We start from the raw sequence: 11,374 nt of genomic DNA on the forward strand, positions 1-11,374 counted from the left end.
CAATGATACCAGTAATGAAGTCCGAAATGAATGCTTCTGAGAAGTTGATTGTATTACAGGGAGATAAAACAAATGGTAAACAAACGAGTAGTTTGAATGAGCAAACTGTGGAGCAGTGGGATAGTAGCTCTCAAGCAGGTCATAAATTTGCAAGTCATTCTCCTGAAGGAAATCAGCTATCACAAAGTGATGGAGAACAAGATAATGTAGGGATAAATCCAAAAGGATTTAGGCTAGCTGTTGAGGACCGTCCTATAGAAGCTATCTCAGAAGAAATAATCCCGCCAACTGTCGAGAGAAAGACAAATGATAAATCATCTCCTTTAAGAGAATTTGGGATGGTGGATATCCAAGGGGCAGAAGAAAATGGACAGACGGTAAGTGTTTTCCCAAATAAAAACGAACTTGAAAAAGAAAGTAGCTTTTCTTCAGTAAATGGTATGGGTGTTATCTATAAAGATACGACAACATCTTCTAATGGCAGTAATAGTAAGATAACGATAAATTCTCTATCTGCTAGTGACATAGGGATAGCAGATAATAGAATAGAAGAAAATTCTTTAAGGATGGCAAGAAATCCAATTACCGAAATGGAAAGTCCAAAGGAAAATAGCTTGTCTCAAGAAAACAGTTCTATCGAATCCATGCAAGAAGAAACGGCAACCGCATTAAAAGAAGCGGAATTAATGGTGAGTAAGGAAAATAGAGAGATCCCAAAAAGATATTCCGCAGTTGATTCGAAGCTATTAGCCATGCAAAATCGTGCGTTGCAAGAAAATAGAAACGCGGTTGTGAAAGAAACAGATCCAAAAAGGCAAAAGTTAGATGTTTCCGAAAAAATTGGAACAGGAGCAACTACTGAGCTTAAATCGATTATCTCGTCCATTCTTTCAAAAGTTGATAAACAACTAGAAGGAAAGAATACAGCAGTTGTTCAGAAAATGATTAACCCTATCATGGTTAGTTCCTTACGAAAATCAGGAGAATTATTTGTGCCAACTGCAGGAATTAAGGAAACTGCTGAAGTAAGTCAGGGGGATGAGAATACAAATGTTCTTCCAACTGTGCAAAATGCTTTTATAAAGCAACATCCGCTTATGCTATTGACTGATTCAGGAGAAATGGCACAGCCGAAAAATGTAGAGGAACAGTTTGCTAAACTATTAGCAAATAGTACATTTACAAAAGTTGGTGACATGCAAAAGCTCTCTATTCGTCTAGCGCCAGATCATTTAGGGTCCATTCGAATTGAAATTACCCAAAATGAAGGAAATATGATTGCAAGAATTATTACGACAACTGCTGAAGCAAAAGAAACGTTAGATAAGCAGCTTACTAGCTTAAAACATGGTTTTGCAGCACAAAATCTGCAAGTGGATAAACTTGATATCATCGTGTCTTCTCAACCACAGGAGAAGTTACAAAAAGAGCAACAGCAGCAACAAGGACAGCAACAGTCTCCATCACAAAGAGATAAGAATGATGCTGATGAAGATGAGAATAAACAAAAAACTTCCTTTTTTGAAGAACTATTAAATATGGAAGTTTAGAGGAGAAAGTAACAATGGCAAATACAATTAATGACACTTCTCTTTATTTAACAGACTATCAGAAATCAAATAATTCTACTGGCAGTTCTTCTTTAGGAAAAGATGATTTCTTAAAAATTTTAATTACCCAATTGCAAAACCAAGATCCATCCAATCCGATGGATGATAAAGAGTTTATCGCACAAATGGCTCAGTTCTCAAGCTTAGAACAAATGCAGAATTTGAACACATCTATGACAAACTTAATTTCTCTGCAAACACAGTCGAATTTAATCTCTTACGGACAATTTATGGGACAAGAAGTGAATTGGAGTAAGGTAGAAACAGATGAGGCAGGGAATAGTACAACAACTTCTGGTATAGGAAAAGTAACCTCTATCAGCTATGCAGAGGATAGTGTTATATTCACGCTGGATGATGGAACACAGGTTACGCCAGCAAATATTTCAAGCATGAGTACAAACACAGCGGAAAACAATTTGGTTTTAGCAAGTCAATTAATTGGCAAAATCGTTTCTTATTCCAATGAGAATAAGGAAGAAGTAAGTAGTAAAGTTCAGTCTGTGTCAGTAAAGAATGGACAAATACAATTAACACTAGATGATGAGGCAGAGAGCAAAATTACCTCAGGGCAAATTACAAAAATTGAATAGGAAGTGATTGGATGGATAAGCCCATTTATCCTTCGATAAAATCACATGCTGCTATTAAAAATGGTATTGAGGCGATTAAATCAAAGTCAACTGCGCATAACACGCAAACTGTCCCATCGTTTTCTACCCATTTACATCAGTCGATATCTTCCTTAAATACGCTGAATATTAGTAAACATGCAAATGAGAGACTTCAGCAGCGAGGCATTGAAATAGATGATGCCAAATGGAAGGCGATTGAAGAAAAAGTTACACAGGCAAAGAAAATGGGAATAAAAGAATCACTCGTACTTTTAAATAATGCTGCATTAATCGTAAGTGCGAAAAATAATACAGTGATCACGGCAATGGATCGTGAGGAAGCTACAGATCAAATTTTCACCAATATAAATGGAACAATTATTATGAATTAAAATAGGCTGGACCAAAATGGAGGCCAAAAACTGCTGAGTGATAGAGGCAGTTCATTCGAAGGGAGATAATTATACATGTTACGTTCATTATATTCAGGAATCAGTGGGATGAAAAACTTTCAAACAAAATTAGATGTTATTGGGAATAATATTGCTAACGTTAATACGTATGGCTTTAAAAAAGGTCGTACAACTTTCAGTGATTTAATTAGCCAAACAACTGCTGGTGCAACGAAGCCAGATGGAGCTCAAGGTGGTATTAATGCAAAGCAAGTTGGACTTGGTGGACAGGTTGCTTCTATTGATACGATTCATACACAAGGTAGTATGCAAACGACAGGTCGAGTGCTTGACTTAGCTATCTCAGGGGAAGGCTATTTTGAAGTAAAAGATGCTAGTGGTGCAAGCTTTTATACGAGAACAGGTAATTTCTACTTTGATGGAAATAGAGATATTGTTAATTCAAGTGGCCAAAAATTAACAATTGATGGTGGTACTACTCCGCAAATTCCAGTAGATGCGCAAAGTTTCAGTATTGGTACAGATGGGAAAATTAGCTATGTTGATGCAGCGGGTGAATTACAAGAAGGTGGCCAAATTAGAATGTTCACTTTTGATAATCCAGAAGGACTTGATAAAGCAGGCGGCAACACTTTCCAAGTTTCAGGTAACTCTGGAGAAGCGAAAGAAACATTTGCTGGAGAAAATGGTGCAGGCTCTATCAACAGTGGTTATCTAGAAATGTCCAACGTTGACCTCTCAGAAGAATTTACAGAAATGATTGTAGCTCAAAGAGGATTCCAATCAAATACTAAGATCATTACAACTTCTGATGAAATTCTACAAGAATTAGTTAACTTAAAACGATAATTTAATTGGAGGGGGAGGGGCTTTCCGTTAAGGTTAGCCTCTCAATAAAAAATGATACATTTAACTCGGCTAAATGGAAAAAGATTTTTATTAAATGCGTTATTTATTGAGACAGTCGAATCTTTTCCTGATACAACAATTACTTTAACAAATGGGAATAAATTTGTTGTTAAAGAAAGTGAAGAGGAAGTATTAGAGAGAATGAATCATTTTTATCAAAAAGTGAACCTCTTCGGATTACCGCATGTGGGAGAGAAAGACGATGAAGAATAATAAAATTATCATTACCATGCTCGTTTTATTACTAGTCATTACACTAGCTGGAGCAGGAGCATTCATTTATATTTGGAAATTCACTGGCGACCAGAAGGAAAAAGAACCGTCCATTGAAGAAATCTTGGAATCTTCTGTTGATGTTGAAGAAATTACGACGAACTTAGCATCCGATAATTTCATCCGAATATCCTTTAAGATTCAGACAGATAGTAAGAAGGCGAAGGAAGAACTTGAACAAAGAGATTTTCAAGTGAAAAATATTATTATTCAAGAGCTATCTGAGAAAAAAACAGAAGATTTAAAAGGAAAAAATGGACAAATTAAATTAGAGAATGATCTCAAGGATAAAATTAACGAACTCATGCAGGAAGGCAAAGTAGTCCAAGTTTATATTGTAAACTCTCTACTCCAATAAAATAACAGAGAAAAGATGGAGGTGAGTAATGTTGTCAGCTGATATTTTATCCCAAAATGAAATAGATGCCCTTCTTTCTGCTTTATCATCTGGAGAAATGGATGCAGATGAGCTGAAAAAAGAGCAGCAGGAAAAAAAGGTTAAGGTCTATGATTTTAAAAGAGCATTAAGATTCTCAAAGGATCAGATTCGAAGCTTAACAAGGATCCATGAAAATTATGCTAGATTATTAACCACTTTTTTCTCTGCACAATTAAGAACATATGTGCAAATTTCTGTTACATCAGCAGATCAAATACCGTATGAAGAATTTATTCGTTCCATTCCTAAAATGACGATTCTAAACGTATTCGATGTTCCTCCGTTAGAAGGCAGAGTCTTGATGGAAGTTAACCCCAATATCGCCTATGCTATGATGGATCGAATGATGGGCGGCAGAGGCAGCAGTATCAATAAAGTAGAAAATTTGACTGAAATTGAAACGAAAATCATGTCAAATACTTTTGAAAGTGCCTTTGATCACTTTAGGGAGGCAATGGAAGATCTTGTAGATATTGAACCAAGCCTTGCTGAATTCGAAGTAAATCCACAGTTCTTACAAATGGTTTCTCCAAATGAAACGGTTGTAGTTATTTCGTTAAATACAACGATCGGAGAAACAAGTGGGATGATTAATATTTGTATTCCACATGTGGTGCTAGAGCCTATCATTCCAAAGCTGTCCGGTCATTATTGGATGCAAGCAGAAAAAAAGGAAAGACTCCCTGAATTTACTTCTCTTTTAGAAGAAAATATTCAGCAGTCGATCGTACCAGTAGTCGCAGAACTAGGTACATCTGACATTTCCATCCAGGATTTTTTAATGTTGGATATTGGTGATGTCATTGAAATGAATCAAACGATACAACAACCCTTAATCATTAAAGTTGGAGATATACCTAAATTTATTGGACAACCAGGAAAAGTAAATAAAAAAATGGCCGTTCAAGTATTAGGAACTTTAGAGGAGGGGAAGGAAGATGGTGAGTAAGGATATGCTTTCACAAGATGAAATTGATGCTCTCTTAAGGGGAGATAGTGTAACGAATGAAAGTCCAAAAATGGATGTAGAAAAATACTTATCGGATATAGAAAAAGATACCTTAGGGGAAATCGGAAATATATCCTTCGGTAGCTCGGCAACAGCTCTATCCACATTATTAAATCAAAAGGTAGATATCACGACACCAACTGTAAGTGTGATCTCAAAAAATATGCTGTCTGAAGAGTTCCCGCATCCCTATGTGGCAATAAGAGTCAATTATACAGAAGGATTTTCTGGGATGAATTTGCTTGTAATTGAACAAGCAGATGCCGCTGTCATTGCTGATTTAATGCTTGGTGGAGATGGTCTAAATGCTAATAAAGACATGTTAGATGAAATACAGTTAAGTGCGGTTCAAGAAGCAATGAACCAAATGATGGGTTCGGCAGCTACATCCATGTCCACTATTTTTAGCAAAAAAGTCGACATTTCTCCTCCAAGTATTGATATTTTAGACTTTAATCATGGGGAAGGAACAGAGACGATTCCAGATGAAGACATATTTGCAAAAATCTCGTTTCGAATCAAGATTGGAAATTTAATTGATTCCAATATCATGCAATTATTACAGCTTTCTTTTGCGAAAAATTTAGTGGAAGGATTATTAAATCCAGCTAATACAGAAGAAGACGTTTCAAATATTCCCGAAGTCGATTATAATTCAGTATATGAGCCAAAAGAACCGATGCAACAGTCACAGGCGCCAAATAATTATCAGCAATTTGCTAACGAAATACCTAATAATTATGCCAATCCAGCTAATATAAGCGCATATCAATCAAACGTGAATCAGCAGCATCAGCAGCAATATTTTGGCTCAGGATCGACTACACAAGGTCCACCACCAAACGTACAGCCTGCAGGTTTTTCTAGTTTTGAAATGCAACCACAGACAACGACAGAAACAAAAAACTTAGATATGTTGTTAGACATACCTTTACAAGTAACGGTTGAGCTAGGAAGAACGAAACGATCTGTTAAAGAGATATTAGAGTTGTCTTCAGGGTCCATCATTGAATTGGATAAGTTAGCTGGAGAGCCTGTAGATATCCTTGTAAATAATCGTTTGGTTGCACAGGGGGAAGTAGTGGTAATTGATGAGAATTTCGGTGTTCGTGTAACCGATATTGTTAGTCAAAAGGACCGATTAAAGAATTTAAAATAATTTTGGGGGTAATGAGGAAAATGGCACAAAAAATACTAATCGTTGATGATGCGGCTTTTATGCGTATGATGATCAAGGATATTCTATCAAAGAATGGATATGAAATCGTAGGAGAAGCAGCTGATGGCATGCAGGCAATTGAAAAATTTAAGGAAACACAACCAGATTTAGTAACAATGGATATTACCATGCCAGAAATGGATGGAATTACAGCATTAAAGGAAATCAAAAAAATTAATCCAAATGCGAAAGTTATTATGTGTTCCGCAATGGGACAACAAGCAATGGTTATTGATGCAATACAGGCTGGTGCGAAGGATTTTATTGTTAAGCCATTTCAAGCAGATCGTGTATTAGAAGCAATCAGTAAAACATTAGGCTAAAAATTAAAATAGAGGGTGCCGAATGTGAATAAAGCATATTTATTAATTCGTTGTTCACTACTCATCATTGTTCTGCTAGGCTTTGGAACTCAAGCCTATGCAGAACAAATTGATAAAAGTGTCTATGATATTTTACATAATGAATCGGAAGAAAATAAAAATCAAGAAGACGCAAAAAAAGATACAACAGAGGAGAATCCTGATACAGACGACCAAACAACGGATCAATCTGATTTACTTTTAGAAGAAACGAATTCAGAGGATACAGATTCAATCGGCGTTACGATTTGGGATTTTATTAAAATGATTTTTGCAACGATATTTGTTGTTTTCTTAATGTATTTTATTTTGCGATTTATTAATAAAAGAAATCATGGATATAAAAACTCTCAAATAATTGAAAACATTGGTGGTACCGCACTAGGAGCAAATCGATCCATTCAATTAATAAAAGTAGGGAATCGGTTACTAATAGTAGGTGTTGGCGATAGTATTCAGTTAATCAAAGAGATTGAGGATGAACAAGAGTATAAAGCAATATTGGAAGAATATAATCGAAAATTAGATCAACTAGTACAACCAAGCGATATTGTGACAAAGGTGAAGAGTTTAGTTACAGCGGGTCAATCTACACCTAAGACAAAAGAGTCTTTTTCCATTCGTTTGTCAAAAGAACTAGAGCGAATATCAAGTGAACGTAAGGAAAAAATGGAAGTACTAGAGAAGAAAAAGAAAGGATCGTCAGAAAAAAATGAATGAGTTTATGCAGTTTTTTAATAACAATGATCCAGGAAATGTTTCTACCTCTGTTCAATTGTTATTATTATTAACCGTCCTTTCTTTAGCACCTAGTATCATCATTTTACTAATTAGTTTTACGAGAATAGTGATTGTTCTTTCCTTTGTCAGAACGGCGCTTGCAACACAACAAATGCCTCCTAACCAAGTAATTATAGGATTAGCTTTGTTTTTGACATTCTTTATTATGGCTCCGACTTTTCAGGAAGTAAACGATACCGCGTTGACGCCATTATTTAATGAAGAAATTACATTAGAAGAAGCGTATGATAACGCGGCATTACCGTTAAAAGAATTTATGAGCAAGCATACAAGACAGAAAGATTTAGCCTTATTTTTAAATTACTCGAAAGCGGAAGCTCCTACATCGATTGAGGATATCCCTTTAACAACAATGGTACCTGCTTTTGCAATTAGTGAGCTAAAAACGGCGTTTCAAATCGGATTTATGATTTTTATCCCATTTTTAGTCATTGATATGGTTGTTGCGAGTATTTTAATGTCAATGGGTATGATGATGCTGCCGCCTGTTATGATTTCGTTACCGTTTAAGATACTATTATTCATTATGGTAGATGGCTGGTATTTAGTTGTAAAATCACTGTTAGAAAGTTTTTAAGAAGGTGAAAAAATGTCACAGGAAATGGTTATTTCCATCGCTGAGAAAGGTGTTCTTACCGTGTTAATTATCAGCGGACCACTGTTAATAATTGCGTTAGCAGTTGGACTTATCATAAGTATTTTTCAAGCAACGACACAAATTCAAGAACAAACTTTGGCATTTGTTCCAAAAATTGTAGCAGTGCTTGTTGGACTTGTTTTCTTTGGATCATGGATGTTGAGTCACATGCTTTCCTATACGAAAGATATATTTTCAAATTTAACAAGGTTTATTGGATAGAAGAGTGATGGATGAACTTTTATCAAATTTCCCAGCATTTCTATTAATCCTAGTTCGGGTTACTTCCTTTTTTTTAATGCTTCCTTTATTTTCTTATCGGACGATTCCTACGTCTTTTAAAGTAGGTTTAGGCTTTTTTTTATCGTTAATGATGTTTTGGGGGATGGATGTACCAGAACTAACAATTGATGCAAGCTACTATTTTCTTATTCTTAAAGAGGCGTTAGTAGGGCTATTAATTGGGTTTGTCGCTTATATGTTGTTTTCTGCAATTCAAATTGCAGGTGGATTTATTGATTTCCAAATGGGATTTGCCATCGCAAATGTGATTGATCCCCAAACGGGAACGCAAAGCCCTCTTACAGGCCAATATTTAACGATTATTGCTATGTTCTTTTTATTAGCTTCCAATGGTCATCATTTATTATTGGATGGCATCTTTTATAGCTATCAGTATATACCGATGAAACAGGCTTTTATTAACTTTGGAAACGGGGATCTAGCGGAATTTCTCCTGCAAACATTCAGTCTCATGTTTGCTATTGCCTTTCAAATGTCCATCCCTGTTGTCGGAAGTATCTTTTTAGTCGATGTAGGGTTAGGGATAGTGGCTAGAACTGTACCACAATTAAATATCTTTGTTGTTGGTGTTCCTATTAAACTAATCGCGGGATTAGTTATTCTCTTTATTGTTATGGGGGTACTTATGACTTCCGTATCTCATTTATTCTCATCTATTTTAACAACGATGAGGGGAATGATGAACATTATAGGAGGAGCTGGTTAAATGAAACTCCTAGCTTTAAATCTTCAGTTTTTTGCAGGTGAAAAAACAGAAAAGGCTACTCCAAAGAAAAGACAAGATACGAGGAAAAAAGGACAAGTCGCAAAAAGTCAGGATGTCAATACAGCACTTGTTCTTTTAGTTGTTTTTGGCGTATTAAGCTTCACAGGAGAGTATCTCTTAGATGGATTATTGTCCATTCTCACCTTTACCTTTACCGATTTTAAGTCTATTAACTTGTCTGTAAATAATATGCAGACATTGTTTATAAATATTGTGAAGGAAGTTGCACTCCTATTAAGTCCGATATTAATTGCAGCCCTTGTTGGGGGCTTAATTGCCAATTATATGCAAGTCGGGGTGTTATTCTCACCAGAAGCCATTAAATTTAAATTAGAGAAAATAAATCCACTCTCTGGATTTAAGAGAATGTTTTCCCTTCGTTCGATTGTAGAGCTTTTGAAGTCTTTGCTGAAAATTACGGTAATTGGCATTGTTGTTTTTTCCGTTCTATGGGGGAAAATGGACGAAATACTTATTCTTTCCCATAAATCAATCGGTTCTATAGCTGTAACAATTGCTAAATTGACTGTGCAAATGGGACTGTATGCATCGGTTGCACTTTTAGTATTATCGCTAATGGATTACATGTATCAACGATATGATTATGAAAAAAACATTCGGATGTCTAAGCAAGACATTAAAGACGAATATAAAAACATGGAAGGGGACCCATTAATAAAATCAAAAATAAAACAAAAGCAGAGAGAGATGGCGATGCATCGAATGATGCAAGATGTGCCTACTGCTGATGTTGTCATTACCAATCCAACTCATTATGCCATTTGTTTAAAATATGATGAGGAAAAGTATGACGCGCCCTATGTTGTTGCGAAAGGGGTAGATTTTATCGCACAAAAAATAAAACTAGTCGCAAAAGAAAATAATGTTGTGATGGTAGAAAATCGCCCATTAGCACGTGCTATGTATAATCAAGTAGAAATAGGTGATTTAGTACCAGAAGAATTTTATAAGGCAGTTGCAGAAGTGCTTGCTTTCGTTTATCAGACTAGAGATAAATAACAGAAGAATTACTAGTAAATGAATTATTGTAAATAATAAGGAAACAAATGTGAGTTATTTAAGGAGCGGAAGAAATGGCAAGGAAAGACTTAATCGTAGTGATTGGAGTAATTCTCATTATTGCAATGTTGATTATTCCATTTCCAACCTGGTTATTGAGTATTCTCATATTACTTAATATTACGTTGGCACTACTCATTTTATTATTAACTATGAATATGAGTGAAGCTCTCGAATTCTCTATTTTCCCTTCCCTTTTGTTATTAACAACCCTGTTTCGTCTTGGGCTTAACGTATCCACGACAAGATCCATTTTGTCAACTGGGGATGCAGGCGGGGTAGTACATACCTTTGGAACCTTCGTTATTGGAGGGAATATAGTTGTCGGGTTAGTGGTTTTCTTAATTCTTGTCATCATTCAATTTGTTGTTATTACAAAAGGTTCGGAGCGTGTATCAGAAGTAGCTGCACGGTTTACATTAGATGCAATGCCAGGTAAGCAAATGAGTATTGATGCCGATTTAAATGCAGGAATTATTTCAGAGCAAGAAGCGAGACATCGTCGTGAAAAAGTAAGTAGAGAAGCTGATTTTTACGGTTCGATGGATGGTGCCAGTAAGTTTGTTAAAGGGGATGCAATTGCTGGTATTATTATTGTTTTTATTAACTTGATTTTTGGTATTGTTATAGGAATGACCCAGCTTGGTATGGCAGCGGGCGATGCTGCACAGCATTTTTCTTTATTATCAGTAGGGGACGGAATTGTCAGCCAAATACCTGCATTATTAATTTCTACTGCAACAGGTATCGTTGTTACAAGAGCTGCTTCTGAAGGTAATCTTGGTTCTGATATTACCACGCAGCTAATGGCTTACCCAAAAATGCTGTATGTTGCGGGCGGAACGATTTTTCTCTTAGGATTATTTACGCCGATTGATGACTTTTTAACGATTCCTATTGCAGGTCTTCTGATCTTTGGCGCCTATTACTTATCGAAAA

The 11,374-nt window shown here is 35.8% G+C and carries 15 protein-coding genes; all 15 read left to right on the top strand.

Annotated features, from left to right (window positions below; genetic code table 11):
• Nucleotides 1-1,550, top strand: a 1,550-nt coding sequence (locus RTL21_RS18175) for a flagellar hook-length control protein FliK (protein WP_312097883.1), incomplete at its 5' end; no start/stop codon positions are given.
• A 14-nt stretch (nt 1,551-1,564) separates the two neighbouring features.
• Nucleotides 1,565-2,203, top strand: coding sequence for a flagellar hook assembly protein FlgD (flgD, locus tag RTL21_RS18180; RefSeq protein WP_312097885.1), 639 nt, complete (start codon nt 1,565-1,567; stop codon nt 2,201-2,203).
• An 11-nt stretch (nt 2,204-2,214) separates the two neighbouring features.
• Entirely contained in the window at nt 2,215-2,616 is a 402-nt protein-coding gene (locus RTL21_RS18185; protein ID WP_312097887.1) for a TIGR02530 family flagellar biosynthesis protein, read from the top strand.
• A gap of 75 nt (nt 2,617-2,691) precedes the next feature.
• Entirely contained in the window at nt 2,692-3,486 is a 795-nt protein-coding gene (flgG, locus tag RTL21_RS18190) for a flagellar basal body rod protein FlgG (protein ID WP_312097889.1), read from the top strand.
• 51 nt (nt 3,487-3,537) lie between these two features.
• Nucleotides 3,538-3,759 (top strand): flagellar FlbD family protein, encoded by a 222-nt coding sequence (locus tag RTL21_RS18195; protein ID WP_312097891.1) that lies wholly within the window; start codon nt 3,538-3,540, stop codon nt 3,757-3,759.
• Nucleotides 3,749-4,177: a flagellar basal body-associated protein FliL gene (fliL, locus tag RTL21_RS18200; RefSeq protein WP_312097892.1), complete on the top strand. Its 429-nt coding sequence runs from the start codon at nt 3,749-3,751 to the stop codon at nt 4,175-4,177. The genes RTL21_RS18195 and fliL overlap by 11 nt, the downstream gene beginning before the upstream one ends.
• A gap of 31 nt (nt 4,178-4,208) precedes the next feature.
• Nucleotides 4,209-5,207, top strand: a complete 999-nt coding sequence (fliM, locus tag RTL21_RS18205) for a flagellar motor switch protein FliM (protein ID WP_312097893.1) — start codon at nt 4,209-4,211, stop codon at nt 5,205-5,207.
• On the top strand, nt 5,197-6,426 hold the full coding sequence (fliY, locus tag RTL21_RS18210) for a flagellar motor switch phosphatase FliY (RefSeq protein ID WP_312097894.1): 1,230 nt from the start codon (nt 5,197-5,199) through the stop codon (nt 6,424-6,426). Before fliM ends, fliY begins: the two co-directional genes overlap by 11 nt.
• Nucleotides 6,427-6,446: 20 nt before the next feature.
• Entirely contained in the window at nt 6,447-6,809 is a 363-nt protein-coding gene (locus tag RTL21_RS18215; RefSeq protein WP_312097895.1) for a response regulator, read from the top strand.
• Nucleotides 6,810-6,833: 24 nt separating this feature from the next.
• Entirely contained in the window at nt 6,834-7,568 is a 735-nt protein-coding gene (locus tag RTL21_RS18220) for a flagellar biosynthetic protein FliO (protein ID WP_312097897.1), read from the top strand.
• The gene (gene fliP / locus RTL21_RS18225) at nt 7,561-8,226 is read left to right on the top strand and encodes a flagellar type III secretion system pore protein FliP (RefSeq protein ID WP_312097899.1); all 666 of its coding nucleotides are present in this window, start codon (nt 7,561-7,563) and stop codon (nt 8,224-8,226) included. Before RTL21_RS18220 ends, fliP begins: the two co-directional genes overlap by 8 nt.
• 12 nt (nt 8,227-8,238) lie before the next feature.
• On the top strand, nt 8,239-8,508 hold the full coding sequence (gene fliQ / locus RTL21_RS18230) for a flagellar biosynthesis protein FliQ (protein WP_016201137.1): 270 nt from the start codon (nt 8,239-8,241) through the stop codon (nt 8,506-8,508).
• A gap of 7 nt (nt 8,509-8,515) precedes the next feature.
• On the top strand, nt 8,516-9,295 hold the full coding sequence (gene fliR, locus RTL21_RS18235; protein ID WP_312097901.1) for a flagellar biosynthetic protein FliR: 780 nt from the start codon (nt 8,516-8,518) through the stop codon (nt 9,293-9,295).
• Complete coding sequence (gene flhB, locus RTL21_RS18240) at nt 9,296-10,375, top strand: flagellar biosynthesis protein FlhB (protein ID WP_312097902.1); 1,080 nt, start codon at nt 9,296-9,298, stop codon at nt 10,373-10,375.
• Nucleotides 10,376-10,449: 74 nt separating this feature from the next.
• A partial coding sequence (locus RTL21_RS18245) for a flagellar biosynthesis protein FlhA (protein ID WP_312097904.1) occupies nt 10,450-11,374 on the top strand: 925 nt, incomplete at its 3' end.

Origin of the sequence: Niallia sp. (assembly GCF_031978665.1) — a bacterium.
In the GTDB taxonomy this organism is placed as follows: Bacteria; Bacillota; Bacilli; order Bacillales; family Cytobacillaceae; genus Niallia.

Bases quoted from the DNA above. Each gene is read 5' to 3' on its own strand.
- flgD (WP_312097885.1), top strand. From the start codon at position 1,565: ATGGCAAATACAATTAATGACACTTCTCTTTATTTAACAGACTATCAG.
- RTL21_RS18185 (WP_312097887.1), top strand. From the start codon at position 2,215: ATGGATAAGCCCATTTATCCTTCGATAAAATCACATGCTGCTATTAAA.
- flgG (WP_312097889.1), top strand. From the start codon at position 2,692: ATGTTACGTTCATTATATTCAGGAATCAGTGGGATGAAAAACTTTCAA.
- RTL21_RS18195 (WP_312097891.1), top strand. From the start codon at position 3,538: ATGATACATTTAACTCGGCTAAATGGAAAAAGATTTTTATTAAATGCG.
- fliL (WP_312097892.1), top strand. From the start codon at position 3,749: ATGAAGAATAATAAAATTATCATTACCATGCTCGTTTTATTACTAGTC.
- fliY (WP_312097894.1), top strand. From the start codon at position 5,197: ATGGTGAGTAAGGATATGCTTTCACAAGATGAAATTGATGCTCTCTTA.
- RTL21_RS18215 (WP_312097895.1), top strand. From the start codon at position 6,447: ATGGCACAAAAAATACTAATCGTTGATGATGCGGCTTTTATGCGTATG.
- fliP (WP_312097899.1), top strand. From the start codon at position 7,561: ATGAATGAGTTTATGCAGTTTTTTAATAACAATGATCCAGGAAATGTT.
- fliQ (WP_016201137.1), top strand. From the start codon at position 8,239: ATGTCACAGGAAATGGTTATTTCCATCGCTGAGAAAGGTGTTCTTACC.
- fliR (WP_312097901.1), top strand. From the start codon at position 8,516: ATGGATGAACTTTTATCAAATTTCCCAGCATTTCTATTAATCCTAGTT.
- flhB (WP_312097902.1), top strand. From the start codon at position 9,296: ATGAAACTCCTAGCTTTAAATCTTCAGTTTTTTGCAGGTGAAAAAACA.